Annotated in this window: 25 protein-coding genes; 13 read left to right on the forward strand and 12 right to left on the reverse strand. The window is 68.5% G+C overall.

Annotation, left to right across the window (positions count from 1 at the left end; translation table 11 throughout):
- Positions 1-245 precede the first annotated feature (245 nt).
- A complete protein-coding gene (locus ACNS88_RS00005) occupies positions 246-1088 on the reverse strand; it encodes a glucosamine inositolphosphorylceramide transferase family protein (protein ID WP_435092686.1) in 843 nt (280 codons plus the stop codon).
- Positions 1089-1443: 355 nt separating this feature from the next.
- Positions 1444-2589: a glycosyltransferase family 4 protein gene (locus ACNS88_RS00010; protein ID WP_435092688.1), complete on the reverse strand. Its 1146-nt coding sequence runs from the start codon at positions 2587-2589 to the stop codon at positions 1444-1446.
- A 481-nt stretch (positions 2590-3070) separates the two neighbouring features.
- On the opposite strand from ACNS88_RS00010, the gene ACNS88_RS00015 reads away from it, so the two are divergent.
- A complete protein-coding gene (locus tag ACNS88_RS00015) occupies positions 3071-4573 on the forward strand; it encodes a lipopolysaccharide biosynthesis protein (RefSeq protein ID WP_435092690.1) in 1503 nt (500 codons plus the stop codon).
- A gap of 35 nt (positions 4574-4608) precedes the next feature.
- On the opposite strand, the gene ACNS88_RS00020 is transcribed toward ACNS88_RS00015, so the two are convergent.
- The 4 genes from ACNS88_RS00020 to ACNS88_RS00035 all read right to left on the reverse strand — a co-directional run bounded on the left by ACNS88_RS00020 (position 4609) and on the right by ACNS88_RS00035 (position 8011).
- The gene (locus ACNS88_RS00020; RefSeq protein WP_435092691.1) at positions 4609-5751 is read right to left on the reverse strand and encodes a DUF7118 family protein; all 1143 of its coding nucleotides are present in this window, start codon (positions 5749-5751) and stop codon (positions 4609-4611) included.
- On the reverse strand, positions 5751-6134 hold the full coding sequence (hisI, locus tag ACNS88_RS00025) for a phosphoribosyl-AMP cyclohydrolase (RefSeq protein ID WP_435092693.1): 384 nt from the start codon (positions 6132-6134) through the stop codon (positions 5751-5753). The genes ACNS88_RS00020 and hisI overlap by 1 nt, the downstream gene beginning before the upstream one ends.
- A gap of 61 nt (positions 6135-6195) precedes the next feature.
- Positions 6196-6660 (reverse strand): GNAT family N-acetyltransferase, encoded by a 465-nt coding sequence (locus ACNS88_RS00030; protein WP_435092695.1) that lies wholly within the window; start codon positions 6658-6660, stop codon positions 6196-6198.
- Position 6661: 1 nt separating this feature from the next.
- Positions 6662-8011 carry a DUF92 domain-containing protein gene (locus ACNS88_RS00035; protein ID WP_435092697.1) on the reverse strand — a complete coding sequence of 450 codons (1350 nt, stop codon included), beginning with the start codon at positions 8009-8011 and terminating at the stop codon, positions 6662-6664.
- Between the two features lie 247 nt (positions 8012-8258).
- On the opposite strand from ACNS88_RS00035, the gene ACNS88_RS00040 reads away from it, so the two are divergent.
- Positions 8259-9503, forward strand: a complete 1245-nt coding sequence (locus ACNS88_RS00040; RefSeq protein ID WP_435092699.1) for an RNA-guided endonuclease InsQ/TnpB family protein — start codon at positions 8259-8261, stop codon at positions 9501-9503.
- A 309-nt stretch (positions 9504-9812) separates the two neighbouring features.
- Here ACNS88_RS00040 and ACNS88_RS00045 read toward each other — a convergent pair whose 3' ends face one another.
- Complete coding sequence (locus ACNS88_RS00045) at positions 9813-10604, reverse strand: HAD-IIA family hydrolase (protein WP_435092701.1); 792 nt, start codon at positions 10602-10604, stop codon at positions 9813-9815.
- Between the two features lie 136 nt (positions 10605-10740).
- Here ACNS88_RS00045 and ACNS88_RS00050 point away from each other — a divergent pair, with 136 nt between their 5' ends.
- Together ACNS88_RS00050 and ACNS88_RS00055 are read left to right on the forward strand one after the other, a co-directional pair.
- Positions 10741-11514 carry a GTP cyclohydrolase III gene (locus ACNS88_RS00050; RefSeq protein ID WP_435093635.1) on the forward strand — a complete coding sequence of 258 codons (774 nt, stop codon included), beginning with the start codon at positions 10741-10743 and terminating at the stop codon, positions 11512-11514.
- Positions 11515-11618: 104 nt separating this feature from the next.
- Positions 11619-11849 carry a hypothetical protein gene (locus ACNS88_RS00055; RefSeq protein ID WP_435092702.1) on the forward strand — a complete coding sequence of 77 codons (231 nt, stop codon included), beginning with the start codon at positions 11619-11621 and terminating at the stop codon, positions 11847-11849.
- Between the two features lie 163 nt (positions 11850-12012).
- Here the strand turns inward: ACNS88_RS00055 and ACNS88_RS00060 are convergent, their stop codons facing one another.
- Positions 12013-12219, reverse strand: coding sequence for a DUF8149 family protein (locus ACNS88_RS00060; RefSeq protein ID WP_435092704.1), 207 nt, complete (start codon positions 12217-12219; stop codon positions 12013-12015).
- 122 nt (positions 12220-12341) lie between these two features.
- On the opposite strand from ACNS88_RS00060, the gene ACNS88_RS00065 reads away from it, so the two are divergent.
- Positions 12342-13157: an SDR family NAD(P)-dependent oxidoreductase gene (locus ACNS88_RS00065; protein ID WP_435092706.1), complete on the forward strand. Its 816-nt coding sequence runs from the start codon at positions 12342-12344 to the stop codon at positions 13155-13157.
- 33 nt (positions 13158-13190) lie between these two features.
- On the opposite strand, the gene ACNS88_RS00070 is transcribed toward ACNS88_RS00065, so the two are convergent.
- A complete protein-coding gene (locus tag ACNS88_RS00070) occupies positions 13191-14381 on the reverse strand; it encodes a lycopene cyclase domain-containing protein (RefSeq protein WP_435092708.1) in 1191 nt (396 codons plus the stop codon).
- 148 nt (positions 14382-14529) lie between these two features.
- On the opposite strand from ACNS88_RS00070, the gene ACNS88_RS00075 reads away from it, so the two are divergent.
- From ACNS88_RS00075 to tgtA, 6 genes are all read left to right on the forward strand, one after another.
- Positions 14530-16125 (forward strand): heme-binding protein, encoded by a 1596-nt coding sequence (locus ACNS88_RS00075; RefSeq protein WP_435092710.1) that lies wholly within the window; start codon positions 14530-14532, stop codon positions 16123-16125.
- 456 nt (positions 16126-16581) lie between these two features.
- Complete coding sequence (locus tag ACNS88_RS00080; protein WP_435092712.1) at positions 16582-17046, forward strand: universal stress protein; 465 nt, start codon at positions 16582-16584, stop codon at positions 17044-17046.
- A gap of 77 nt (positions 17047-17123) precedes the next feature.
- The gene (locus ACNS88_RS00085) at positions 17124-18395 is read left to right on the forward strand and encodes a DHH family phosphoesterase (protein WP_435092714.1); all 1272 of its coding nucleotides are present in this window, start codon (positions 17124-17126) and stop codon (positions 18393-18395) included.
- 98 nt (positions 18396-18493) lie between these two features.
- The gene (locus tag ACNS88_RS00090) at positions 18494-19474 is read left to right on the forward strand and encodes a carbohydrate kinase family protein (RefSeq protein WP_435092716.1); all 981 of its coding nucleotides are present in this window, start codon (positions 18494-18496) and stop codon (positions 19472-19474) included.
- 50 nt (positions 19475-19524) lie between these two features.
- Positions 19525-20307, forward strand: coding sequence for a Nif3-like dinuclear metal center hexameric protein (locus ACNS88_RS00095; protein ID WP_435092718.1), 783 nt, complete (start codon positions 19525-19527; stop codon positions 20305-20307).
- Between the two features lie 61 nt (positions 20308-20368).
- Positions 20369-21877 carry a tRNA guanosine(15) transglycosylase TgtA gene (gene tgtA, locus ACNS88_RS00100; RefSeq protein ID WP_435092720.1) on the forward strand — a complete coding sequence of 503 codons (1509 nt, stop codon included), beginning with the start codon at positions 20369-20371 and terminating at the stop codon, positions 21875-21877.
- A 31-nt stretch (positions 21878-21908) separates the two neighbouring features.
- Here tgtA and ACNS88_RS00105 read toward each other — a convergent pair whose 3' ends face one another.
- Positions 21909-22355 carry a pyridoxamine 5'-phosphate oxidase family protein gene (locus ACNS88_RS00105; protein ID WP_435092722.1) on the reverse strand — a complete coding sequence of 149 codons (447 nt, stop codon included), beginning with the start codon at positions 22353-22355 and terminating at the stop codon, positions 21909-21911.
- Between the two features lie 89 nt (positions 22356-22444).
- Between ACNS88_RS00105 and arcS the strand changes: the two genes are divergently transcribed.
- Both arcS and ACNS88_RS00115 read left to right on the forward strand, forming a co-directional pair.
- Positions 22445-24247, forward strand: a complete 1803-nt coding sequence (arcS, locus tag ACNS88_RS00110) for an archaeosine synthase subunit alpha (RefSeq protein ID WP_435092723.1) — start codon at positions 22445-22447, stop codon at positions 24245-24247.
- Between the two features lie 445 nt (positions 24248-24692).
- The gene (locus ACNS88_RS00115; RefSeq protein WP_435074622.1) at positions 24693-24857 is read left to right on the forward strand and encodes a DUF7838 family putative zinc beta-ribbon protein; all 165 of its coding nucleotides are present in this window, start codon (positions 24693-24695) and stop codon (positions 24855-24857) included.
- Between the two features lie 63 nt (positions 24858-24920).
- On the opposite strand, the gene ACNS88_RS00120 is transcribed toward ACNS88_RS00115, so the two are convergent.
- Both ACNS88_RS00120 and ACNS88_RS00125 read right to left on the reverse strand, forming a co-directional pair.
- Positions 24921-25790, reverse strand: a complete 870-nt coding sequence (locus ACNS88_RS00120) for a fumarylacetoacetate hydrolase family protein (protein ID WP_435092725.1) — start codon at positions 25788-25790, stop codon at positions 24921-24923.
- The gene (locus ACNS88_RS00125; protein WP_435092727.1) at positions 25790-26137 is read right to left on the reverse strand and encodes a cupin domain-containing protein; all 348 of its coding nucleotides are present in this window, start codon (positions 26135-26137) and stop codon (positions 25790-25792) included. Before ACNS88_RS00125 ends, ACNS88_RS00120 begins: the two co-directional genes overlap by 1 nt.
- Positions 26138-26140 lie beyond the last annotated feature (3 nt).

The raw sequence follows: 26140 nt of genomic DNA on the forward strand, positions 1-26140 counted from the left end.
ACATACCTGTTCGACCGCGAGAGCGGATGCTTTGCACCGCGAGAACAGGTCGTGTCGTAGACCAGCAAATATCCCACTTGCGGGACGGGAAGCCTCGCCGTCGTCGGGCTCTGCCCGACTGCCTGAGGGATCTCCGATCCCTCTCCGTTTACGGCGAGGAGGATGTCACCCGCGCGCGCCGATCCGGACGACCCGTCTCTGTAGCGATCGAGCCCGGATTTTCTCCTCGGTCCCGACTGATCATCTCAGTCGGGGTCGGCGATCAACACGCCGATCGACCAGTGGTCGTTCGTGAACAGTCCGGGATAGTTCACGTTGCCGTCGACGGCGCAGATCCAGCGACCGTCGACGCACCACGGGTCGACGTGGTGCATGCGTCCGGAGTTCCAGCCGACGGGCGCGCCCGTTCCTTCGAGGATCGGCGAGGCGGACAGTTCGCGGTCGGCGAACGTCTCCGTGTCCAGCGCCGTGATCTCGTAGGCGCGGACCCGCTCGCCGTACGCGTCCGCGCAGTCCTGGTAGAACAGAACGACGCCGTCGTCGGTCACCAGCGGTCGACCGCCGGGACGCGCGGCGGTGGGCCGGTCGGTGATTACCGGGTTCTCCGGGTGCGCGTGCCAGTCGTCCCGCGTGAGCGACTGAGTGTAGTAGAGGTAGGCGCCCTCGATCGAGTCGTCGCCGACGAGCGCCCACCACCGACCGTCCCACCGGAACACGACCGCGTCGTCGGACTCGTGGTCGCTGGACACCGGAATCGCGTGACGGCGCCACTCGGTGGGGAAGTCGACCGCCTCGAACAGTTCAACCATCCCGTCCCCGGCGCCGCCGGTCTCCGGGATCATGTAGTGGTCGCCTTCCCACTCGAACACGTACGGGAACGAGAGGTGTTTCCCCGTTTTCAGGACGACCTGATCGTACTCCCAGCGGATCCCGTCGGGGCTCGTCGCGTGGCCGATCACGGCGTCCGGGTCCCGGTCGGCGTTGAAGATCTCGAAGAACATGTGCCACCTATCGGTACCGGGGAAGAGAAACGGGTCGGCGACGAAGTCGACCGCGCCGTAGTCCGTCACGTCACCGGCGACCAACACCGGGTTGTGCGCCGTCCCCGTATACTCCTCTAGGTTCGGCGGCTCACGTCCCGCGGTCTCGCTCGGTATCGCGATATCATCTCCGCTACTCGGTGGGTGAACCCCAGTGATGGCCCGCTCTCCCCCGTTCGAAGCCCGCGCGATCAGCCTCGGTGCGTAGTGGTTAGCCAGTTTACCCGCCCACCAGGCAGTCCGGACGACGACCGGTCGCCTTTTGATCGAGGAGGATATGTGAGATATCACCATATCAGCGAACATGTCGTTGCAACGTATTGTTAGTGCTACACTTAACCGGACAATCGGACCCTGAATCGGCCGAAATTCACCCAGATCGGACGTATTTCACCGGAATCGTCTACGACTCGTTCGCGCGGATCGAACGGTCGAGGCGTCGACCGTCGTCGACGGTCCCTCGGTAGACGCTGGTTAGCGCCTCAGCCGCCTGCACCCAGTTCTGTGATCGGGCGTGCCGGTGGTTCGCTCGCCCGATCGACTCGAGGTCCGGATGGTCGTACGCCCGCCGCAGCGCATCCGCGAGGCCGTCGTCGTCGGCCGGATCGTAGAGGAACTCGTTCTCCGGTGGCACCGTCTCCGGGAGGCAGCCGATCGCGGGCGCGACCACCGGTCGGCCGTACGAGAGCCCGAGGTGCGCCGTCCCCGAGTTGAGTATCCTGCGGTACGGTAACGCGAGCACGTCGGCGGCGTTCAGGAAGTACTGGATCCGCTCGTCCGGGACGAATTCGAGTCGGGTCTCGATCCGCGGGTCGCTCCGGGCGAGCGCCGTAACCTGCGCCTCGATCCGGTCGTCGTGCGGGTTCCCGACCAGCCACAGCTCCGCGTCCGACGCGTCGAGGTCGGCGAACGCCTCGACGAGGTCCGGGACGCCCTTGTACTCGCGGATCAGCCCGAAAAAGAGGACGACGAAGGCGTCGTCGTCGATCCCCAGGTCGCGTCTGGCCGCCTCGCGAGACACGTCGTTCTCGTAGGCCGGGACGAAGTTCCCGTCGGGGATCACCGCCATCTCGTCGGCCGTCGGGACGCGGTACGCCGCCGCGACCGCGTCGGCCGCTGCACTGCACTTGACCGTGATGGCGTCGGCGACGGCGAACACGCACTCGTTGACGATCCGTTCTGTTCGGGGGTACAACCCCTCGTGGTGACGCTCGTTGTGAACCGTCCGGACGATACCGACGCCGAGCAGCGAGACGAGCGCGACGTCGACGAGGAACGCGGCCGCCCGCAGGAACGAGACCAGCGCGTTCGCGGGACCGAACCCCGTCCCGGTCGTCACGTAGTAGTCGTAGATCCAGTCGAGCTGCATCGCGTCGGCGTCTCGGTTCGCGAGGACCGCGCGCGTGAGCGGGAAAAACAGCGGGAGCGGCGGCGTCCGGACCTCGACGCCGGTCTCGCGGAGCGCGTCCGCGAGCAGCGTCATATACGCGTTCTCCGGGTACCAGCTCCCGCTCATCAACAGCAGCGTGAAGTCGTCGCCGTCGGTCATCGGCCTCGGAATCGACCGACTGGTCTCTCGGCGGACGCCCCGTCAGGTGTAAACTGTGGCGCGCGCCGGTCAGTTCGTGAGTGTGCCACTATGTATCGCCGTTGGTGACACTCCCGAATAAGTATGATTTCCCAACCGGGGCACCGGAAAACAGGCCGTCTCGTTAACGCGCGGCTATGATCGGTCTCCCGGAACGCTCCCGTGTCTCGGTCCTCGACCAACTCGTCTCGATGGTCGATACGAAGTCGTCGCTCGCCGCGACGTCGAAACGTCGACCACTCCCGATGCGACCACTGGCTCGTCGGTTCCGGCGTCGATACGGATAACCGGAGTACCCGAGTGCGGTCGGAACCGACCGTACTCATCCGTTCGAAGTCGAGCGTTACGAGCGGCATAACAATGCCTTCGTCGCGTGGTGTTCGGGTATGAACCGCTCCAGCAAAGCCGCCGTACGCCTCGGGTCGACCGGGCGCGGCAGTTCATGAGAGACCGTCTCCGAGAACTCGTCAAACGCGCGATCCCCTCGGGCTCTGTCATCCAGCGAACCGTCAAAAGCGGGATCTGGGTGACGGCGACGAAGATGGCAGTTCGGCTGTCACAGATTCTGATGCTGATCGTTCTCGCGCGACTGCTCGATCCGCGCGCCTTCGGGCTGATGGGAATCGCGCTGCTTGTCCTCTCCGCGATCCGGCGCTTCACCGATATCGGGATCAACGCGGCCCTCATTCAAGACAAACAGGAGAACGTCGACGAGTACCTCAACACGACGTGGTGTTTGGAGGCCGCACGGGGGCTCCTCATCTTCGGCGTGCTCGCCCTCGTGGCGCCGTTTATCGCCGGGTTCTTCGACGAGCCCGGTGCGACGAACCTGATCCGCGTACTCGGGCTAAGCGCACTGCTGTACGGGCTTCGGAACCCCGCCGTCGTTTACTTCCAGAAGGACCTCTCCTTTCACAAGGACTTCGTCTTCAAATCGAGCGGATCGGTCGTGCAGTTCGTGGTCGGCGTCGGGTACGCGCTGTACTCGCCGACCGTCTGGGCGCTCGTGTTCGCGACCGTCGGTAGGTCCTTTTCCAAGTTCCTCCTCTCGTACGTCCTCCACGAGTACCGCCCGTGGCCGACCTTCGATATGGCGATCGCGCGCCGCCTCATCGACTACGGCAAGTGGATCACCGGCGCGTCGATCGTCGGGTTCGTCTACAGCGAGGGCGACGACGCCTTCGTCGGGTGGTTCCTCAACGCGACCTCTCTCGGCTTCTACCAGTACGCGTACCGGCTCGCGGACATGCCCGCGTCCGAGGTCTCCGGGATCATTTCGGAGATCACGTTTCCGGCGTACTCTCGGCTTCAGGGCGACCTCGACGAACTCCGCGGAGCGCTGCTTCACACGACTCGTCTGACCGCGTTCATCGCGTTCCCGCTGTCGTTCGGTATCGCCGTCGTGGCGCCGAGCTTCGTCCCCGCGGTCCTCGGCGACGAGTGGCGACCGATGATCACGGCGATGCAGATACTCGCGCTGTACGGGCTGTTACACGCGATCACGCGGAACTTCGGCGCCATCTGGAAGGCGCTCAACCGCCCGGACTACATCGTCAAGACCGGACTGCTCCGCGTGGCGTGTATCGCCGTACTCATCTGGCCGGCGACGGCGAGGTTTGGGATCGAGGGGACAGCGCTGGTCGTCGTCGGGGTGTACGCCTTCCCGATGCTTCCGCTGGACGTGTACCTCTCGGCGCGGATGGTCAACGCCCGGCAGAGACAGCTGTACGCCGAGTATCTCTACCCGTTCGTCGCCGCTTCGGTGATGTTCGTCACCCTGTGGTACGGGGCGTCCGCGACGAACCTGACCCCGCTCGTCGAGTTCCTCGTGTTGGTTCCGTCGGGCGCGGTGGTGTACATCGCGGTCGCGTACCTGCTCGAACGCCAGTTCGACTGGGGGATCGAGCGCAACCTGCGGATGATCAGCGACGGGCTCCGGGGGTGACGCGGTCGCGGCGAAGTCCCGGACTCTCGTACCCGCTACGCGCCGCCTTCCGTCTCCGCGAGTACGTCCTCGGCGATCGACAGCGTTCGCTCCGCCTCGCGAACCCGATCGTCGATGACGCCATCTCTTAAAAGGTCCAGCTCCGGGTCGCCGAGCGCGTCCCGTACCGCGGCCGCACGGCGGAGGCGCTCGTAGGCGTCCTCGCGCGAGAGGTCGCGGATCGACCGGAGCGTCGCGACCGTCTCGTCGTCGGCGACCCGCGAGACCAGGGGGATCAGCTCGTCGATCTCGTAGGCCAGCTCGCCGCCGCCCGCCGGCGGCCAGTCGAGCGTCAGCGGCTCGGCGTCGAGCCGCTCGACGTAGGTGCGGTGGACCGCGACCGCGGTCCGGAGGGCGCCAGGGTCGTCGACGTAGTGTTCCAGCTTCGAGTTCGAGTAGTCGGCGTACTCCAAGAGCGTCGGCAGGGGCTCCTCGCCCGCGTCGTACTCGTCGACGTACTCGCGGAGGTCGGTCGGCGGCACGTCAGCGTCGACGAAGGGGGTGCCGTCAGCGCGGTCGAGGAAGGCGAAGACGTCTCGGGCCGACGCCGACTTATAAAAAGAGTCGAACGCCTCACGGACCGCCTCGTTGTACGTCTCGATCGGGTCCCGGATCCGGGTCACGTCGGCGTCGAGGTCGGCGTCGGCCATCTCGGCGACCGCTCGCAGTTCCTCGAGGCGGGCGTCGAGCGCCTTCTTCGCGTCCCGCGCGGCCTTGCGCGCGGCCCGGTAGTCGTGGAGCGCCTCGTCGCGGTCGGCGAGTAGGTCGACGTACTCGCCCGCCGGCTCCAACGCGTCGCGGGCGGCCGCGAAGTCGGCCTCGGAGAGCCGGCGCTTGTCGACCGCCTCGTCCGCGGCGGCGAACGCGTCGGTCGCGAGCGCGTCGTCGTCGGCGTCGACCGCTTCCCCGAACTCCCCCCGGAACTGGACGTACGAGCCGAAGTCTCCCGTGCCGACCGCGTCCTCCTCGTATCCGTCGAGCACGCGGTGCGCCCGGCGGTACGTGTCGGCGGCGGTCTCGACTCGGTCCCGGCCGAGGTCGGCGATCCGGGCTTCGATCCGGGCGAGCTCGTCGTACCGCTCGCGCAGCGTCGCGGTCGCCTCGCCGGCCTCGCGGACGGGGGCGTCCCCGTCCGGCATCAGTACACCTCGTCCGGGTCGAAGACGCGCTCGCCGACGTGCTCGCCGTCGATCGTCCGGTGGAAACAGGAGCGGTGGCCCGTGTGACATGCCCCCACGTTCTGGTCGACGAGGTACAGCAGGGTGTCGGCGTCGCAGTCGACTCGGACCTCGCGGACTTCTTGGGTGTGACCGGAGGAGCCGCCCTTGTGCCACAGCTCGTCGCGCGACCGCGAGTAATAGTGCGCCTCGCCCGTCTCGCGGGTCTGTTCGAGCGCCTCCGGCGAGACGTACGCGAGCATCAGCACCTCGCCCGAGTCGGCGTCCTGCGCGACCGCCGGGACGAGCCCGTCCTCGCCGAAGTCGACCTCGATCGGTTCCGCTCCCGCATCGGCGTTAGTCATGTCTCGCCCGACGCGTGGGGCTCGAATAGGCCTTTTGTCTGTCCTCACTCGTCACCGGCTCCTACTCCCGGCGTAACACCAGGGCGTCGCCGTCGGCGTACGCGTCGGCGCGTCGGTCGACGACCTCGAACCCCAGTCCCTCGTACAGCGACAGCGCGGCGTCGTTGTCGGGGTGGGCCTGCAGCGTCACGGGACCGGTCGCGTCGCCGAGCACAGACGAGAGCAGCCCGCGGGCGCGTCCGTCCCGTCGGTAGTCGGGAGCGACCGCGAGTTCGGCGATGTGGACGCCGGGACGGTTCGGCGCGTCGACCGGGAGTAAGTAGCCCACCGGCCGCCCGTCGGCCACGCTGACGAGCGCCGAGCCGACCGCGAGCCCGTACTCGAGCAGGTCGGGGTTTGGCTGTCTGAGGTGGTCCTGTAGCTCTCGAATTTGGGCGGCGTCGGCCGGGCGGGCGGCGCGGACTCTGGGATCGGGAGCGGGGCTGTCGCCGTCGCCGTGGTTGTTTCCGAGTGGCTCCCCTGTCATCTCACAGGCCCACCCCGAGCGCGACCGCGGCGCCGACGGCGACGATCGCCCCCGACAGCGTCGCAAGGAAGTTCACCGCCTGGTTCCCGATGCGCTCGCCCTCGATCAGCGCGCCGAGGAGGCTGTCGACGGTCATCCCCGCGACGCCCGCGAGGACGACGATTCCCCCGCCGGTGACCGCGCCCCCGACCGGCATCCAGAGCGCGGCGAGGCCGGCGACGAGGAGCGCGCCCGTGACCCCGGCCAGTTCGCCCTGCCACGTCACCGCGCCGTCGGTGCCCGGATCGACGCGGCGGAAGGTCGTCACCAGGCGGGGACCGTCGTAGAGCCCGCCGATCTCCGAGGAGAGGGTGTCCGCCATCGCGGTCGCGGTCGCGCCCGCGAACGCGAAGCCGAAGAGCGCGCCCGGCACGCCGACGTGATCGGTCGCCGCGTAGCCGACGACGGCGACGAGCGCGACCGCGGAGTTCGCCAGCACGTTCCCGGTGCCGCGGGCGCCCTCGTTCTCCTGTGCGACCCCCCGGTTCGCCTTCTCGTCGAAGCGGTACTTCGAGGCCAATCCGCCGATCGCGTAAAAGGACATGAGCGTGGCGAACCAGCCGACGCCGCCGAGGACGACGGCCAGCAGCGCGGACAACACGCCCGTCAGCATACCGGGGACGGAGGCCGTCCCCAGCGCGAAGGAGACGTAGCCGAGCGCGCCGGTCACCGCCAGCCCGAAGGCGACGAGCGGGACGGTGACCGTCGGGTCCACCGCGACGAACCCCCAGACGGCGAACGCGACGAGGATGACCGTGATGTGCGCGTCCCGGTCGAAGACGAGCGATCTGATGAGCGCCGCCGTGAGCGCGGCGACAGCCGCGAGAAAGACGACACTCGGAAGGCCCTCGACGAGGCTCGGTCCGTTGGCGAGCCCCACGCCGTCGGTCTGGAGCAGCACGGCGACCTGTCCGGCGAGGGCGCCGAGCGTCCCGCCGGCGACGTACCCCGCCACGAGGGAGAACTCGTCGGTGGAACGTCCGGCGACGACCGCGCGGCCGAGGCGACCGCAGCCGACCGCGAGCGCCGCCGCGGCGAACGCCTCGTACGGGAGCGGGGCGCGGGGGAGGGAGGCGAACAGCGCGAGGCCGGCGGCCGCGAGGGCGAACGCGACGAAGCCGTAGAGGCGCTCTTCCTCGCGATCGCCCGGCAGGGCGAGCGTCTCGAACCACTCGCCGTCGCGGACCCCGAAGAAGGCGAGGCCGGCTGCGGCGAGGAACGGCACCGCGGCGGCGTCGCCGAGCGCCGGCGCGAGGACGGCGACCGCGGCCACCGCGGCGAAGACACTCGCCCGTCGAAGCCTCCGTATCACACCCTCCGGTTCCCCCGACGCGCACTTAACGCTCCCGACACCGCCCCGTCGCCGTCAGGGTACGCTCACCGCGGCTACGCGGCCGCTCGGCGGATTCAGCATAATTCGAGGTGGAGCCTCCGACCTCAAGGAGCGAGAGCAGCGAGCGAGTAGGTCGGAGAGGAAACCGACAACGCACGACGCAACCACAGGACAGTTGCTACCTGACTCCCTAGCATATAAGTACCGTCGGGTAGCAATCTGAAACATGGAGGTGCGTCGAACCGCGCCAGTCAAACTCGTCGTTCCCGATGAGCGGCGCGACGACCTCCACGAATCCGCGCGACAGTTCCTTCATTGTGCGAATCGTGCCGCTGAATTCTGTTGGGACGACGATTCCTACCTCAACTGCGTTACGGCGAACTCGACCGCACGGGACGCGCTCTACGAACAACTGCGAGAGGAAACTGATCTTACTGCGAACCTCGTTCAAGAGGCCATCCGACGCGCCGTCCAAGCGACGAAAGGGTGCGTCGAACGGTGGAAACAGGGCAAGCGGGTGAGCCAGCCGGAGTTCACGTCGTGGAGCATGGTCTACGACAAGCGAAGCGCGACGTTCTACCGCAACCGCGTGTCTCTCTCAACCGTCAACGGGCGCGTCGAGTGCGAGTTTGAACTTCCGGCGGATAGCCCGACTCCCTACGAGCAGTACGTTCTCTCGGAGGACTACGAGTTTCGGGCGAGCACACTGCAATACGACAGGGCGACTGACGAGTTCTACTTCCACATCACGACGCGGAAGTACGATACCGACGAGTCCGAGGTTTCGGAAGATACCGAGCACCAAACAGTTCTTGGTATCGACCTCGGCGTCAACAGCCTCGCAGTAGCTTCGACCGGCACGTTCTGGCAGGGCGACGAATACGATCACTGGTGCCGTGAATTCGAGAAGCGACGTGGTGAGATGCAACAGCGTGGGACGCAAGCCGCGCACAACGCCCTGCTTCGCCTCGGAAAGCGCGAAGAAGCGTGGCGGAAACAGTACATCCACACCGTTGCCAACGAAATCGTCTCGGAAGCTGTCGATCACGATTGCGGTGTTATTGTCTTTGAGGACTTGGCCGATATCCGAGAGCAACTTCCACAGGCGAAGTGGCACCACATCTGGGCGTTCCGACGCCTCGCCGAGTACGTGGAGTACAAAGCGCCCGAACAGGGCGTCTCCGTGAAGCAAGTTGAGCCGAACCACACGTCCCAACGCTGTTCTCGAACGGACTGTGGGTTCACGCACGAATCGAACCGTGACGGCGAACACTTCTATTGCCAGAAGTGTGGCTACGAGGTCAACGCAGACTACAATGCAGCGAAGAATATTGGGCTACGCTATGCCCGAAAGCGACAACACAGACTTCGTTCCTCGCCCAAGTCGGGGAGCGGAGACGCACCAGTAGACGTGCGTGTGAATGGTGGGACGTTGAACGGCAAGAGTCACCAGCCCATTGCTGGCGACTGATTGCTGGGAGTCCACATCAAAGCCCTACCCTCAACGAGCGAACCCCGTATGGGGTGAGCGAAGTAGGGTAGGGTAGTTTACTAGCGATACTCGTTGAACTGTACCGCGTGTCCCTCGATCACGCGAACGGACTGCTCCGGGTCCTCCTCGTCGTCGCCCGTCCGATCTTCGTGCGAGGTAACCTCACTCATGTTCGTCCGGTCGGTGTTGGCGCTTATAAATGTTGTCCACACTGCGAAAGTGGTCCGCTGCGATACCGGCGCAAAACGTCTCAGCGTGGGATTTTGTGCTCGGGTGTTTGTCGCGTCGTCAGTCGTCGACTTGGTCGATCACGCGGTCGACCTCGCCGAGGTCTTCGAGCACGTAGTCCGGGGAGACGCTCGCGTCCGCGAGGGTCGCCTCGTCGGTGACCCCGGAGAGGACGAGGGCGGTGGTCATCCCCGCGCGCTCGCCGAGCGCGATGTCGGTGTTGAGGCGGTCGCCGACGACGAGACATTCTTCCGGGGGGTACGGGAGCCGCTCGCGGACCATCTCGATCGCCGTCTCCGAGGGCTTCCCGAGGACCGCGTCCGGCTCGCGCTCGGCGACGCCCGCGATGGCGTTGATCACGGCTCCGGATCCCGGCATATCGCGATCGGGCGTCGGGATGACGACGTCGGGATCGGTGCCGATGAAGGGGATGTCGCGGTCGAGCGCCCACAGCGCCGTGCAGAGATCGTCGTAGTCGAACTCGTGGTCGATCGAAGCGACGAGCGCGTCTGCGGCGTCGATATCGTCGGTCGTCGCGAGCCCGGCCGCCTCGAACTGATCGACCAGCCCCGGATCGCCGATACATAGCAGTTCGTCGTCCGCGTGGCGCTCGCGCAGGTACCGCGTCGTCACGGTCCCGGCCGTGAACACCTGGTCCGCGTCGACCTCGTAGCCCGCGGCGCCGAGTCGATCGACGTAAGCGGGCGGCGCATTGGTCGGGTTGTTCGAAACGAACAACGTCTCGATCCCGGACTCGCGGAGCCGCCGGTAGCCCGCCGGCGCGCCGGGAATCGGATCGTCGCCTCGCACGACCGTGCCGTCCACGTCCAGAACGGCGCCGCTGAACTCCATGGGAGGATTCGTGGCGCCACCGCCGTAGGGGTTGCGCCGCCTCGCTGGTTCGCAGCTCTCGTTCCATATCCGGGACCCGTTCCACCTTCGGGATAACGGAAGCGTAAAGCGGGGCGGTTCCCAACCTATGGTCACTGTGACGACGACCCAGGTGACGCTGGTCCAGATCGATAACTACGGGCCGTGGACGGTGACGCCGGAGCCGCGCCGGGAAATGGATCTCCAAGCACTTCAGTCGCGGCTGTTTGCCGATGTTGCCCAGTTTATGGGTCCGCGGGACGCGTACGTCTTTTCGACCCGCTACGACAACATGATCGCCGTGACGAACGGCCTCGACGGCGCGACCCACGCGGCGCTCCAAGAGTCGATCGGGAACCGGTATCCCGTGAGCGTCAGTCTCGGGACCGGCGTCGCCGAGCGACCGATCGACGCCGTAGAGGCGGCGAACCGCCTGCTCCAGACCGAGGGGAGCGCGCAAGACGAGAGTCGGACGGAGGTGCTCGCCGGTGACTACCTCACCGAGACCAACCCGTCAGACCTCCAGATAGCCCACTTCGACGTGGTGAACGTGACTGGGAAATACACCGACCGCCTCAACGAGTTCGACACGTTCCTGAACGTCGAGCGCGCCTACGGCTCCCTGACTCGGTATCTCCGCGAGACCCACGGCGCCCTCTCGTTTTTCGTCGGCGGCGACAACGTCATCGCCGTCTGTCCGGACCTCCCCGAACGGGCGTTCACGGACGCGATCGCGCACGTCAACGACGACGCCGGCATCGAACTGCAGGTCGGCGTCGGTCGCGGGGCCTCTCCCCACGAGGCGGGGTATGCGGCCAAGCACGCGCTCGAAGCCTGTCGCGACGACGGCACGAGCGTCGAACTGTCCGGTGCGCCGGTCGTCAGCGACTGACCGCCGGATCTGCGGCGCTCGCTTCCCGCCCGAGTAGTTTTGTTATCGATCTAGATAATTTGGCTGTGACGTTTTTATATAGCCAGTCTCAACAGGCGAATAACATGTCCGATGACATAGTGTTCGTCTGCACGGCAGACGGCTGCCACGAGGGGCCGTGGGAAGGTCCTCACGACGCGATGGCTCACTGTGCTGAGCACCCGGATCACGGCTACACCGGGCGACCGCGCGACAGGGTCGACGAGGTCATTCCCGCGACGGCGACGCGAAAGCGCGACAACCGGAACCTCCAGCATAAGGGCCATCCGAAGGGTGCGCTCGCACAGGACGACTGACCGCGCCCGCGGACGGACCGCCCGCGGGACCCGCGTTCGCGACTGGGACCGGCTCCCGGCGATCGCCGTCTCGCGGCTTCGCGACGATTGACGATCTCGCTGCGCCCGTCGACCGCCTTCGATCGCGTCCGGTCGCTCTCGCGGTTCGCTCCGGGTCTTCCGGTCACGCCTCGTCGAAGAGCCCGAGATCCTCCGCAACGAGGTCCGCAAGCTGGTCTTTTAGCGCCGGCTTGACCTCTGCAATCTCCTCCCCGTCGTGTTTCCCGTCGTTGTGCTTGGTGAGCGCGTCCGCCACGTCGGACAGCGGGACGCTGGTCTCCGTCTCGCACTCGGTACACACGATCGGGACGGACGGTTCGTCTGTGGACATACGTCGAGTAGTCGCGGGTCGGCGGTATATGCCTTCGGGGGTGCGGTCCGAGGCGTCGCTCTTCGACTCCGCGCCCGCCCCGAATCGCCAGCGTCACCCGTTTCCGGGCGCAACCGCTCCGCATGCGAGTCCTCGTGACCGGGGCGGCCGGCGGGATCGGCGGCGGCGTCGTGCGAACGCTCGCGGCCGCCGGCCACGACGTGATCGGGCTCGACCGCGACGCCGACGGGTTGGCCGCGCTCTCCGAGACCGTCGAGACCCACGCGCTCGACCTGCGCGACGGCGACGCGGTCGAGACGCTGCTCGCCGACCGCGAGTTGGACCGAGTCGTCTCCTGTGTCGGAGGGTGCGAGATCGCGGCGGTCGAGGACACGACTGCCGAGTCGTTCCGCCGCCAGCTCGACACGAACCTGACCGCGGTTCACACCGTGGTCCGGGCCGCACTCCCGTCGATCCGCGAGCGCGGCGGTCGGATCGTCGTGGTCGGGTCGATGGTCGGGTCGACCGCGCTCCCCTACCACGGCGCCTACAGCGCTGCAAAGGCCGGATTGTCAGGGTACGTCGATTCCCTCCGCCGCGAGGTCGAGCCCCACGGCGTGACCGTCGCGTTCGTCGAGCCCGGCCCGGTTCCGACCGGGTTCAACGAGCGCGCGGCCGCGGGGATCGCGGAGCGGAACGCGGACGCAGATCCCGACGGCCCCTACGCCGAGGCGTACCGGGCGTTCGAGGGGTACTCGCCCGCCGCGACCGACCTGGAAACCGTGGTCGAACGCGTCGTCGTCGCGACCACGACTGAGCGACCGCGGGCGGTCTACCGAGTGAGCCGCCGCGCGCGATGGCTCCCGCGGGCCGCCGCGGTGCTCCCCGATCGGCTGTACGATCGGCTGGTCCGCGCCGGGCTCCCGAGCGGGATACTCGGACGGCTCATCGACCGGTAGCGGCGACAATCGGGATCCCGCCGTCCCCGCTCTTCAATCGTCTCTATCCGTCGCCTCGTCCGACTCGACCGAGAGCGTCCGGATGGTCTCATGAAGGCCGAGGACGAGCGCCGGCACGACGATCATGAAGAGATGCTCCTCTATCGGGATTCCGAACAGGTCGTACCCCGTGCGCATCGTGATCTCGAAGACGCCGACCTCCAGCGTGTACCAGTCCCAGAGGTACGCGATCGGATACAGGGCGGCGACCGTCCGGGCCGCCTGCCGGAGCGCGCCGGCGTAGCGGAGCAGGCCGAACGCGACCGCTCCGAAGACGACCTCGGTGGCGAGGTACGTGTACGGCCCGAGAACGGTGATGTCCGGAAGCGCGGCGCCGGACAGCGGACGGAACCAGACGGCCACGAGCAGGAGTGCCAGGAAGACGTAGGCGCCGCGGATCAGGAGCATCGTCGCGATCGTCGGGCCCGCCCGACTGGCCACCAGCGCGATCGTGCCGAACGCGAGCGCCGCGGCCGGCGCCGACGGGGGAAACAGTCCGCCGATCGTCCCCCAGAGAACGCCGACGAGCCCGGTCATCAGCAGGGAGAACGCCAGCGTTCGGGCTCGCGGTCGGCCGAGTAGCACCGAGACGGTCCGTTTGTCGATCGACCGGTCGTACGCGTAGTCCTGCTCGTCGTCGATTATCTTCACCCCGGCGAGCGTCACGAGGAAGACGAGCGCGAAGCCGAGTATCGTCGCGGTCAGCTCGGCCGTCTGGACGTAGAACCCGCCGAGCAGCGCGAGCGCGATACCGGTCGGGTAGCCCAGCGTCGTGGTGAGCGGGTTCGTGTCGAGCTGCGGCGCGTGGAGGTACCCGACGAACCAGGTCGGCAGGGTGACGAGCGCGGCGCCCGGACCGACGAGTACGCCGAGCGCGAGCGTACAGGCGGCGAAGCCGACGCCGGCGCCGAGGAGGCAGAGGCGACAGCCGCGGACCGTCATCGGGTGGTCGTCGTCCTCGCCGCGCCGATGGAAGTCGACGTAGCCGTCCTTCACGTGCGCCGTGTACACCGCGAAGAAGATCGCGGTCATGTGAATCGCTCCCACTGAGAGCGCGAACTCGCCGGCGATGGCCGCGCCGAACCACGAGGCCGCGAGCGGCGGCAACATGAACACCGGATGGACCTGCGAGAGCAGCGCCTGGAGGTCCGCTCGTCGTCCGCGTTCGTGCCGAGCGATTGCCATGCGCCACCAATGCGCTAATGATGATTAATCTTGTTGGAGGTTTCACAAGTGAGACATCTCGACTCGTCGAAACGACTTCGGTCGCGGAGACACAGCGACGACGCCGCCGACTCGCAAACTCCTAAGTCCCGGCGACCCAAGCCAACGTATGGTCGAGGCACCACAGACCGAGGAGGGCTGGTTCGCGCTGCACGACTTCCGGTCCATCGACTGGGACGCGTGGCGTGACGCCCCCGAACGAGAGCGAGAGCGGGCGATCGAGGAGGGGAAGACCTTTTTAAACCACCGGGAGCTGATCGCCGACGCCGAGGAAGGCGAGTCGGGGCTGTTCTCCGTGATCGGACACAAGGCCGACCTCCTGTTCGTCCACTTCCGTCCGACGCTCGACGACCTGTCGTCGATCGAGCGCCGGTTCGAGGACACCGCGCTCGCGAACTTCACGGAGCGAACGACCTCCTACGTCTCCGTCACCGAGGTCTCGGGCTACGTCTCCGACGAGTACTTCGAGGACCCCGACACGGTCGATACGGGACTTAAAAGTTACATCGAGGGGAAGATGACGCCCGAGATCCCCGACGACGAGTACGTCTGCTTCTACCCGATGAGCAAGCGGCGCGGAGAGGAGTACAACTGGTACGACCTCTCGTTCGAGGACCGCGCCGACCTCATGGCCGGCCACGGCGAGGTCGGCAAGGAGTACGCCGGGAAGATCAAACAGGTGATCGCCTCCTCCGTCGGCTTCGACAGCCACGAGTGGGGCGTCACGCTGTTCGGCTCGGACCCGACGGACATCAAGGACATCGTCTACGAGATGCGCTTTGACCCCGCCTCCTCGCGCTACGGCGAGTTCGGCGAGTTCTACATCGGTCGCCGGTTCCCGCCCGCGGATCTGGGGGCGTACCTCGCTGGCGAGACCGTACCGACGCCGGAGGGGAAGGGCGGCGGCCACGGCGAAGGCGGCGGTCACGCCGAGGGCAGCGGCCACGGCGAGGGCGGCCATCACGGCGAGGGCGGCGACCACGGTCACGGCCACGGCGAGGGCCACGATCACGCCGGCGCCGCCGGCGGGCCCGCACACGGCGACCACCCCCACGGCGAGGACAACGCGGGCGGCGAGGGCGACCACCCCCACGGCGAGGAAGCGGACGGCGACGTCGCCGACGAGGACATCCGCGGCGAGCTCGCGGATCTCGACATCTACGCCGGCAAGCCCCACGGCGAGGACGTGTACGCGACGGTACTCTACAGCGAGGCCGACATGGACGAGCTGTTCGACGAGGTCGAGGGGCTCCGCGGCAACTTCGATCACTACGGCACCCACGTGAAGACGGCGGTGTACGAGGGGCGCGTGACCGACCGCGCCGCGGTCGTCTCCATCTGGGACACCGGCTCCGCCGCCGAGACCGCGGCGGGCTTCCTCTCGGAGCTGCCGGGCGTCGTCGCCCGGGCCGGCGAGGAGTCCGGCTTCGGCACGATGGGGATGTTCTACACGGTCAAGCCGGAGCATCAGGAGGACTTCACCGACACGTTCGACGACATCGGGGACATCCTCACGGAGATGGACGGTCACGTCGAGACCGACCTGATGATGAACGTCGAAGACGAGAACGACATGTTCATCGCCAGCCAGTGGCACGCGAAGGAGGACGCGATGACGTTCTTCGGCTCCGACGAGTTCCGCGAGACGGTTCAGTGGGGCCGCGAGGTGCTGGCGGATCGGCCGCGGCACGTGTTCTTGGCGTAGGCGAGACGGGACGCGGAGCGGGATTTATGCGGATTTTGTGAGGACACGCTTGGTCGCTTTTAAGTGTCTGCGATCGACGGGGCGGCGACCGCCGCCAAAGCCCCAGCCGTGAGGCGGTCGCACGCTCGCTGCGGTCCTCGGTCACTCGCTTCGCTCGTTCCCTGCGGTCCTTACGTCACCTGCGACCGCCTCACGGCTGCCCCTTTGAGTCCCACCCGACCGCACAGCACCGCAGCCTCACGCCTTCCCAGCCTCGTCGCTGGCACCCTCCGCTTCGCTTCGGGGCCAGCGACTCCCTCGCGCGGCGCTCCTCGCGCCCTTCGGCCGCTCGGAGGCGCGCGCCACCGCACCGTGTGGATCCTTTATAACCGTCATTCGCTGCCGCGCTTGCCCTCCCCGCCGCACCGCCGAACCCAACCGCCTGTTTTTAACTATCGCCTCGGCGAACGAGTGGATATGTTCGACACGATCGTGGTCGCGACCGACGGCTCCGACAGCGTCCGCCGGGCCGTCGACGTCGCAGTCGACGTCGCCATACGGTTCGACGCGGAGATCCACGCCGTCTACGTCGTCGACAGCGGCGAGGTCGAGTCCACGCCGGACGAGGTCCGCGACGACCTCCGCGAAGCGCTCGACGACCACGGCGAGGCCGCACTCGATCAGGTGACCGACGCTGCGACCGCGCGCGACGCCGACCTCGACATCACGGCCGAGGTTCGGGAGGGCCGACCGGCTCCGGAGATCTCCGAGTACGCGCGGGAGATCGACGCCGACGTGGTCACGATGGGCACGCGCGGGCGACACGGTGAGAACCGGTTCCTCATCGGCTCGGTCGCCGAACGCGTCGTCCGGACGTGTCCGATCCCCGTCCTCACCGTCCGCCAGCTCACGGACGAGAACCCGCGCCGGACGACGATCTGAGGGGCTCCGACGGGCGGCCACGTCTTTCGGCGGCCAGAGAACGGCGGAGTTTTCCCGCTTCCGCCCGGCTCAACGGTATGGACGAGGAACTCATCGACGAGGGGGACATCCCCCGCTCGCGGTACACGCGGCTGCCCGGCAAGGGCTTTTTCTACCCGGACTCGCTGGACGACGAGCGCGCCGAGCGACGCGCGAAGGAGACGATCGAGGGAAGCGAGGCGGTCGTTATCGCCGACGGCGACGCCGACGGGCTCGCCTGCGCGGCGATGATCCGGGAGGCGTACGACGCCGCGCTCGACCCCGCGGACTTCGAGGCGGCCATCGCGGCGCGGCTCGGAGACGGGGAGAGAAACGACGAAGAGCCCGACGAGGGAGCGGGCGACGACGAAGCGTCGGCAGACGCCGATACCGACGATCCCACCGAGGACGCCCACACCCAGTCGCCGGTCGGGCTGGTCGCCGCGGGACCGTACTCCATCGACACGTCGCTCGAACGCGTGTTCGCCTACGCCGACGACGACGTGGATCTGTTCGTCTGCGACCTCTGTCCCGACGACTACGAGTGGATCGCCGAGCCGCTGGAGGCGCTCGCGGAGTCGACCGCCTCGATCCGGTGGTTCGACCACCACCAGTGGGACGAGTCGACCGCCGCGGCCGTCCGCGACCTCGGCGTCGACCTCGTCGTCGGCGAGTCCGACGAGGAGTGCACCGCCGACGTGGCGCTCCGCTCGCTCGATCACGACTTCGACGACCGATGGGCCGAGCTGGCGACCGTGACGCGCGACCACGACCTCTGGCTCAAGGAGGACCCGCGCTCCGACGACCTGGCCGACTACTCCTACTGGGCCGGCAGCGAGGAGTACACGACGATCGTGGGCGCGTACGGCGCCGACCTCCCCGAGACCGTCCGGGAGTACGTCACCGACCGGCGCGTCGAGAAGGAGGCCCGGATCGACGCCGCCGTCGACCGCGCGGTCACCCACGAGATCGGCGAGTGGACGATCGCGGTGACGTACGGTCGCTGCTCGCAGAACGAGGTCGCCGAGGCCCTTCGCGAGCGTGGCGCCGACGGCGCGGTGATCGTCAAGCCCGCCGGCTCCGCGTCGATCCGCGGCTCCGAGGGTTTCCAACACGCCCACGAGGTCGCCGGGAAGGTGAACGGGGGCGGGCACCCGCAGGCGGCCGGCTGCAAGCCCGACATCTACGACGACATGCTCGACTACGCGCACCACTGGACCACCGAGGGGCAGGCCTGCAAGCGGGTCATCCTCGCGGCGTTCGAGGCGGTCGCGGAGGAGGTCGCGGAAGCGGCGGCGGCCGACGAGTCGGACTCCGACGGCGACGAGTAGGGATCGCCCGCGAGCGAGTCGCCGCTTCCGCCGCCCCGTCGCCACGCCCGCCGGCGAACCGCGAACGTTCATACCGGACGGCGCCCCTCCCTCTACCCATGACGGACATTCTCGTGGCCGGAGAGACGCTCGTCGACCTGCTTCCCGGGGCGGGCGAGACGCTGCGTGACGTAGACGGTTTCACCCACCGACCGGGCGGCGCCCCGGCCAACGTCGCGGTCGGGCTCTCGCGGCTCGGCGTGCCCCCGGCGTTCTGGACCCGGCTCGGCGACGACCCGTTCGGCGACTTTCTCCGGGAGACGCTCGACGAGGAGGGCGTCTCGGACACACTCTCCCGGCGCCTCGGCGGCAACACCACCCTCGCGGTGGTCTCACCTCCGGGCGTCGACGGTCGGCGGTTCCGATTCTACGGCTCGCGGGACGTGACGTTCGGGTTCGAGCCGGACGCGGTCCCGACCGACGCGCTGGCGTCCGTCTCGTGGGTTCACGTCGGTGGCGTCGCCCTGACGCACCCGACGGGTCGGACGGCAATGCGCGAGCTCGCGGCCGTCGCCGACGAGCGCGACTGCACCGTCTCGTTCGACGTGAACTACCGCCCGGACCTGGTGCCGGAGGGGGAGCGCGACGCGGTGGTCGAGGCGGTTCGCGACATCCTCGCGGACACCGACGTGGCGTTCGCCAGCGACGAGGACGTGGCGGCGACCGGCATCTCCTCGCACGAGGGCGAGGATCTGGCCAGAGACTTACTGGAGTTCGGACCGCACACGGCGGTCGTCACGCTCGGGTCCGCGGGTGCGGTCGCGGCGAGCATGGCCGCGGCGCCGTGGGGCGAGACGACGACGCGCCACGAAGGATTCTCGGTCGAGGCGGTCGACGCCACCGGGGCCGGCGACGCGTTCACGTCCGGGCTGATAAGCCGGTTGGTCGCGGGGGTAGGCGACGTCGGCGACCCGTCGGACCTCGCCGACGCGCTCGCGTTCGCCAACGCGACGGCCGCGCTCTCGGTGCAGGACCGCGGGGGGATGACGGCGCTCCCCGACCGCGAGGCCGTCGAGGCGTTCGTCGCGGAGAGCGCGTAACTCCCGGCGGGACCCGCGCGCTTTATTTTCCACCCGGCGCACGCCTCGGTATGGAGCGCTCCGAGTACGTGCGGCGGCTCGACGACCGGCTCGACACGACTGCGTACGCCGACGTCGACGCCAGCGCGAACGGGTTACAGGTCGGATCGGACCGGGAGGAGATAGAGCGCGTCGCGTTCGCGGTCGACGCCGCGGACGCGACGATCGAGGCCGCGGCCGACGCGGGCGCCGACGTTCTCGTCGTCCACCACGGGATCTCGTGGGGCGGGATCGACCGCGTCACGGGCCGGACCTACGACCGGGTCGCGGCGCTCGCGGACCACGACATCGCTCTCTACGTCTCACACCTCCCGCTCGACGGGCACCCCGACCTCGGCAACGCCGCCGGCGTCGCGGCGGAAATCGGCCTCGACGACCGCGAGCCGTTCGGCGAGATCGGGCCGATCACGATCGGGACGATCGGCGAGACGAACGCGCCGCGGTCGGCGGCGTCGATCCGCGAGACGCTCGACGGGTTCGAGGGGCAGCCGGACGGCGAGGGTGCGGAGTCGCCGACGCAGGTCATCGAGTTCGGGCCCGACGAGATCGAGCGCGTCGCGGTCGTCACCGGCTCCGGGACCGACTGGCTCGACGAGGCGGCCGCCGCCGGCGCCGACGCGCTGGTCACGGGCGAGGGGAAGAGGCAGGTCTACCACGACGCGCGCGAGGCCGGTCTCACCGTCTTCCTCGCCGGCCACTACGCGACCGAGACGTTCGGCGTTCGGTCGTTACAGGCGCTGACGGAGGAGTGGGGGGTGGAGACGACGTACGTGAGTCATCCGACCGGGCTCTGAGGAGTATCGACTCGTCGCCCCCGAACGCAACCCTTACCGCCCGCGTCCCCGGACTCCGGGTATGCGCGATCACTTCGAAATTCGGGATCACGACGCCGCCGGACGGATCGGGCGGCTGGAGGTCCCCCGCGCCGGGGTGACCGTCGAGACGCCGGCGCTCCTGCCGGTCGTCAACCCCAACGTCCTCACGGTCGAGCCGCGGCGGCTCGCCGAGGAGTTCGGCGCGGAGATGCTGATCACGAACTCCTACATCATCCGGAGCACCGACCGGATCCGCGACCGCGTCCTCGATCAGGGACTCCACGACTTTTTGGGGTTCGACGGCGCGATCATGACCGATTCCGGCTCCTTCCAGCTCGCCGAGTACGGCGACATCGACGTGACCACCGAGGAGATCATCGAGTTCCAGCGACGGATCGGCAGCGACGTGGCCACCCCGGTCGACGTGCCCACTCCCCCGGATGTCGACCGCGAACGCGCCGAGCGAGAGCTGGAGACGACGAAGACGGCGCTCGTTGACGCCGAAGCCGCGGAGACGGGCGAGATGCTCGTCAACGCCCCCGTACAGGGGTCGACGTTCCCGGACCTCCGCGAGGAGGCGGGGAAACACGCGAGCGCGACCGATCTGGACGTTTTTCCCGTCGGCGCGATGGTTCCCCTTTTAAACTCCTACCGCTACGCCGAGGTCGTCGAGGCGGTCCGCGCCGCGAAGCGCGGGCTCGACCCCGACGCGCCGGTCCACCTGTTCGGCGCCGGCCACCCGATGATGCTCGCGCTGGCGGTCGCCGCGGGCTGCGACCTGTTCGACTCGGCCGCCTACGCGCTGATGGCCCGCGACGGCCGGTACCTGACGGTCTCGGGGACCGAACACCTCGAGGAGATGGAGTACTTCCCCTGCTCGTGTCCCGTCTGCGCCGAGCACACGCCCGGGGAGCTTCGAGAGATAGACGGAAGCGGCGGGGAGGGCGCCGACGCCGACCGGTCCGCGGAGGAGCTCCTCGCCGAGCACAACCTCCACGTCACCTTCGAGGAGCTGCGGCGGGTGAAGGCCGCGATCCGGTCCGGGAACCTCCTCCAGCTCGTCGACCGTCGCGCTCGCGGCCACCCGGCGATGCTCGACGGACTCCGAACCCTTCTCGATCACGCCGACGAGCTGGAGGATACCGATCCGGTCTCGAAGGACGCGTTCTTCTACACCTCCCACGAGTCGGCTCGCCGCCCCGAGGTCCGCCGGCACCACGACCGGCTCTCGCGGCTCGCGGTCCCCGACCGCCTGCTCCTCACCGAGTCGGACGCGCCGTCGACCCACGACTACGACGCGGTGTGGCGCGTGAAACCCCCGTTCGGTCCCTTCCCGCGGGCGCTCTCCGAGACGTACCCGCTCACCGCAGAGATCCCGGAGCGGATCGACGGCGCGGCACAACTCGCGGCCGCTGAGGGCGTCACGAGCCTCGCCGAGTCGAACCCCGATACCGAGATTACGCTCGGCCACGACGACTGGGTGCCGCGCGCCGTCGACGCGGTGCCGGAGCGCGTCGAGATTGAGAATCTGCAGCACCTCGGTCGCTGAGGCTCCGACCCCGATCGCGCTCGCTCCCCGATCAGCGCTCTTCCGGCTCCATCCGTCCGCTGTAGTCCCACGAGTGCAGCCGCTCCGGCTCGATCCGTACCCGGATCTCCTCGCGCTCCGGCTTGAGAAGCTGATCGCCGGTCGGGTTGTCGGTCCCGCCGAGGTACCGGTCTAACAGCGAGCGGAGCAGTTCCTTGTCCGCGTCCGGCGACACCGTCGCGCGTCCCCGTCCCCTGACGCCTTTATACGGGGGATCGTTCGTCGACACCTCGAAGGAAACGTGGTTATCGTGTGCGAGGAAGTCGGCGAGGTCTGCGCTCGCGCTCGTCGCGCAGTTGATCGCGCCGTCCCACGAGAACCACAGGGAGACGATCCACGGGGCGTCGCCCGGAGTGCGACAGCCGATGCGGACCGGAATCTGCGCTTCGTCGAGGAACTCGTCGACGCGGTCGCGGTCCCACGGGCCGGTGATGTCCATGGAAACGGTACGAGCGCGGGGAACCTAACGGTTCGGCCGGGGCGACCGCGGAACACAAGAGAATTCACCGTCCCCCCGCGAGAGGAGGTATGACCGATTACTTCGAGGTCCACGAGCGCGACGGCGCCGCCCGGCTCGGTGAGCTCCGGCTCGCCGACCCGGTGACGACGCCGGCGCTCGCGGACCCCTTCGTTGAGGACGCGGGAAGCCTCTGGGCCGGCGCCCGCGAGGTCCCCGACGGCGACGAGGCGTCGCTCACCGTTCTGCCGCACCGAGCGTTTCCCGCGGGCACCCGCGAAGAGGTCCGCGAGTCGTTCGCGGTGGATCACCCCGACGTCGACTTCCCTGCCGCGGCGGTCGTCGACAGCGAGAGCGCGCGCGACCTCGGCGCCGACGCCTACGTCCTCGCGGACGCCTCCGGGTTCGTCGGCCACGGCGAGGCGTTTCGCGACGCGATCGTGGCGGCGAAGGAAGCCCTGCCGGCTGACACCGCCCTTACGCTTTCAGGCGTCGCCACCCCCCGAAACGTCGCGCTCCTCGCGTACGCCGGCGTCGACCTCGTCGACGCGTCGCTCGCGCGGACGAAGGGGACACAGGGGAAGTATCTCACCGCCGACGCCGAGCACTTCCTCGAAGACCTCGACGAGCTGCCGTGCGCCTGCCCCGCTTGCGCGCAGCCCCGCGAGGAGTTTACGCGCGCGGACTGCGCCGAGCACAACGTCAACGCCCTCCGCGCCGAGCTCCGGCGGGTCCGTGAGCGCATCCGGGCGGGTCGCTTGCGGGACTACATCGAGGGGCAGACTCGTCACGAGCAGTGGCTCACGGCGGCGTTCCGCGAGTTCGACGACCAGTGGGGGTACCTCGAAGAGCGGACGCCCCTCATGCGCGACGCCGAGGTGACGGCGGCGACCGCGGAGACGCTCGACCGCGTCGAGATCCGGCGGTTCGCCGACCGCGTCACGAGCCGGTACCGCAATCGGTTCACGAACCAGCCGCTCGTTCTCGTCCCCTGCTCGGCCACGAAGCCGTACAGCGACTCCCAGAGCCACGGGCAGTTCCACGACGCGATCCAGTGGCGCGGCCACACCGTCTCGATGACCTCGCCCATCGGCGTGGTGCCCCAGGAGCTCGAGACGACGTACCCCGCACAGCACTACGACGCCGTGGTCACGGGCGACTGGAGCGAAGACGAGATCGAGTTCGTCACCGAGGTGCTCCGCCGATATCTGGAGCGGAACGACTACTCCCGAGTGATCGCGCACGTCCCCGAGGACGGCTACCGCGAGATCTGCGAGCGCGTCGAGCGCGACCCCGCGATCGACATCCCCTTCGAGTACACCTGCGTCGGCCACCCGACGAGCGACGAGTCGCTCGGGGAGCTGAACGCTGCCCTCCAAGGCGAGCCCGCCTACAGCAAGCGCGAGCGCGAGCACAACACGGTCCGGGCGCTCGCCGACTACCTGCTTGGCGACGGCGCCGGCGACGACCTGTTCGGCGGCCCGGGTACGGCCGATATTCGCACCACCGGGCGCTACCCCAAACTCCAGGTGTGGGGCGACGACCCCGACGCCGGCCGCGAGGGCGAGCCGGGCGAACAGCTCGCGACGATGGTGCCGCAGTACGGGACCCTCTCCTTTACTCTGGCCGGCGCGCGCCACTGGGTCGTGAGCGACGCGCCGGCCAAGCGGGTCCAGATCGACCCGTTCGTCCCCCACGGCTCCGTCTTGGCGCCGGGCGTCGTCGACGCGGACGACGACATCCGCGTCGGCGACGAGGTCGTCATCGAGGGGCCGAAGGCGTTCGCGGTCGGGCGCGCCGAGATGTCCGGCCCGGAGATGGTCGACTCGACGCGCGGCGTCGCCAGCGAGGTCCGGCACGTCGACGAGAAGTAGCGACGGCGGCGGGAGTTATGTATACGCAATCGATATGGCGGCGACGGCCATTTATAAATAGCTCTGCGGTGGCGCGTGCCGGCGAGCGGGCCATCGGCCCGCGAGCCGCACACGCGAGGGACGCCGCGAGCAGAGAGGGACCGGAGGTCCCTCATGCAGCCGGCGCGCAGCGCCGGCGACGAGGCTGGGGAGGGGTGAGGTGCGGGGCTGTGCCGTGCGGGGTGGGACTCAAAGGGGCAGCCGGTGAAGACGCCGCAGGCGACACAAGCACCGCAGGGAGCGAGTGAAACGAGCGACTGAGGAGCGCAGCGAGCGTGCGGCGTCTTCACCGGCTGGGGCTTTGGCGGTGTTCACCGTCGATCTATCAGGAACAATTTAAAAGCGATCAGCCGAGTACAACCACTGAATCAGTAGCTTCAAAACCGCGCCGAACGGATCCGCGCACATGGCCCTTGAAAAGGACGTTGACTGTCCCTCGTGCGGAGAAACGCAGTCGTTCTACCGGACCGCGGCAATGACGCTCCACCTCGGCGAGAAGACGAAGTGGCGCTGCCCCGAGTGCGGGTACGGCTACGTCGAGATCAACGGTATCAGCACGCTGGCGGCCTGATTCACGGGATCCCGCCTGGTTCTCACCTCCGAACTGTCTCTCCTCTTCTCTCCGCTTCCGCTATCAGTCGCCGCCGACCACGTCGGCCGCCAACACGCCCACGCCGTCGATCTCCGCGCGAACCGTGTCGCCGGCTTCGATCACGCCCGCGCCGGGCGTGCCCGTCGAGATAAGGTCCCCGCGCTCCAGCGTCATCACGCGTGAGTGGACGCCGACGAGCTCCTCGGGCGAGAACAGCATCCGGCCGACCGTGTTCTCCGCGACCGTCTCGCCGTTGATCACGGTCCGCACGGTCGTCCCCGCGAGCCGGTCGACGGTGACCGGGGTCGACACCCACGGGCCGACGACCAGAAACGTGTCGTAGCTCTTCGCGCGGGTGAGAAACCGCGGGTTGCGCTGGAGCACGTCCTCGGCGGTCACGTCGATGACGGGGACGACCCCGGCGACCACGTCGCCGAACTCGGCCTCGTCGACGCCGGTGCAGGTCCGACCGATCACGAGGCCCAGTTCCGCCTCCGCCGTGACGCGGGCCGCCTCCTCGGTCGGCGGCAGCCGGATCGGGCCGCCGGGGGCTGTCAGCGTCGTCGCCGGCTGCATGAAACTCGCGGGCTCCGCGGGCCGGACCGCGTCGAGGTCGGCCGCGTGGTCGGCGTAGTTGAGCCCGATCCCCCACAGCTTCCCGGGGTCGAACGGGACGCCGAACGAGAGCTGCTCCGCCGGCACCGGCGAGGCGGGGAGATCGCCGACCGACGGCAGCGTTGACGTCCCGCACGCCGCCCCGAGCGCATCGTCGACCCCGTCGATTCCGGCCGCCGCCAGCGGGACGAAGCCGTTCCGGTCGCCGAGCAGGGGTCGTCCCTCGACGGTCCGCGCGATCCGAGTCGGCCCTCCGCCGTCCGCGCCCGACGCTGATCGCGACGCGTCGCCCGCCATCACTCCTCGCGGTCCGTCCAGAAGTCGAAGCCGCGGCCCGGAGCGAACACGTCGAGGCCGACCGCGCGCTCGTCGGTCGCGTTCTCGACGCGGTGCGACTCCCACGCGCCGAGGTGGACCGAGTCGTACTGCGCCAGCGTGACGGACGCTTCCTCGGTGTGGACGACGAGTTCGCCCTCCAGACAGACGCACACCTGCTCGTTCTCGTGGTCGTGCATCGGCGAGGAGTGCCCCGCCGGCTTCTCGAACCACTCGAAGGTGAATCGGTCGCTGCCGGCCAGCGCGGCGCGCGCCCACCCGTCCTCCGGCTCGTACGTCTCCGCGTCGTCGAACGCGACGTGTTCCATAGG

Origin of the sequence: Halorubrum shenae (assembly GCF_051194165.1) — an archaeon.
Taxonomy (GTDB): domain Archaea; phylum Halobacteriota; class Halobacteria; order Halobacteriales; family Haloferacaceae; genus Halorubrum.

Bases quoted from the DNA above. Each gene is read 5' to 3' on its own strand.
- ACNS88_RS00090 (WP_435092716.1), top strand. From the start codon at position 18,494: ATGACGGACATTCTCGTGGCCGGAGAGACGCTCGTCGACCTGCTTCCC.
- ACNS88_RS00105 (WP_435092722.1), bottom strand. From the start codon at position 22,355: ATGGACATCACCGGCCCGTGGGACCGCGACCGCGTCGACGAGTTCCTC.
- ACNS88_RS00120 (WP_435092725.1), bottom strand. From the start codon at position 25,790: ATGGCGGGCGACGCGTCGCGATCAGCGTCGGGCGCGGACGGCGGAGGG.
- ACNS88_RS00125 (WP_435092727.1), bottom strand. From the start codon at position 26,137: ATGGAACACGTCGCGTTCGACGACGCGGAGACGTACGAGCCGGAGGAC.
- ACNS88_RS00020 (WP_435092691.1), bottom strand. From the start codon at position 5,751: ATGCCGGACGGGGACGCCCCCGTCCGCGAGGCCGGCGAGGCGACCGCG.
- ACNS88_RS00115 (WP_435074622.1), top strand. From the start codon at position 24,693: ATGGCCCTTGAAAAGGACGTTGACTGTCCCTCGTGCGGAGAAACGCAG.
- tgtA (WP_435092720.1), top strand. From the start codon at position 20,369: ATGCGCGATCACTTCGAAATTCGGGATCACGACGCCGCCGGACGGATC.
- ACNS88_RS00065 (WP_435092706.1), top strand. From the start codon at position 12,342: ATGCGAGTCCTCGTGACCGGGGCGGCCGGCGGGATCGGCGGCGGCGTC.
- arcS (WP_435092723.1), top strand. From the start codon at position 22,445: ATGACCGATTACTTCGAGGTCCACGAGCGCGACGGCGCCGCCCGGCTC.
- ACNS88_RS00015 (WP_435092690.1), top strand. From the start codon at position 3,071: ATGAGAGACCGTCTCCGAGAACTCGTCAAACGCGCGATCCCCTCGGGC.
- ACNS88_RS00045 (WP_435092701.1), bottom strand. From the start codon at position 10,604: ATGGAGTTCAGCGGCGCCGTTCTGGACGTGGACGGCACGGTCGTGCGA.
- ACNS88_RS00055 (WP_435092702.1), top strand. From the start codon at position 11,619: ATGTCCGATGACATAGTGTTCGTCTGCACGGCAGACGGCTGCCACGAG.
- ACNS88_RS00040 (WP_435092699.1), top strand. From the start codon at position 8,259: ATGGAGGTGCGTCGAACCGCGCCAGTCAAACTCGTCGTTCCCGATGAG.
- ACNS88_RS00080 (WP_435092712.1), top strand. From the start codon at position 16,582: ATGTTCGACACGATCGTGGTCGCGACCGACGGCTCCGACAGCGTCCGC.
- ACNS88_RS00010 (WP_435092688.1), bottom strand. From the start codon at position 2,589: ATGACCGACGGCGACGACTTCACGCTGCTGTTGATGAGCGGGAGCTGG.
- ACNS88_RS00070 (WP_435092708.1), bottom strand. From the start codon at position 14,381: ATGGCAATCGCTCGGCACGAACGCGGACGACGAGCGGACCTCCAGGCG.
- ACNS88_RS00075 (WP_435092710.1), top strand. From the start codon at position 14,530: ATGGTCGAGGCACCACAGACCGAGGAGGGCTGGTTCGCGCTGCACGAC.
- ACNS88_RS00085 (WP_435092714.1), top strand. From the start codon at position 17,124: ATGGACGAGGAACTCATCGACGAGGGGGACATCCCCCGCTCGCGGTAC.
- ACNS88_RS00095 (WP_435092718.1), top strand. From the start codon at position 19,525: ATGGAGCGCTCCGAGTACGTGCGGCGGCTCGACGACCGGCTCGACACG.
- ACNS88_RS00030 (WP_435092695.1), bottom strand. From the start codon at position 6,660: ATGACAGGGGAGCCACTCGGAAACAACCACGGCGACGGCGACAGCCCC.
- hisI (WP_435092693.1), bottom strand. From the start codon at position 6,134: ATGACTAACGCCGATGCGGGAGCGGAACCGATCGAGGTCGACTTCGGC.
- ACNS88_RS00060 (WP_435092704.1), bottom strand. From the start codon at position 12,219: ATGTCCACAGACGAACCGTCCGTCCCGATCGTGTGTACCGAGTGCGAG.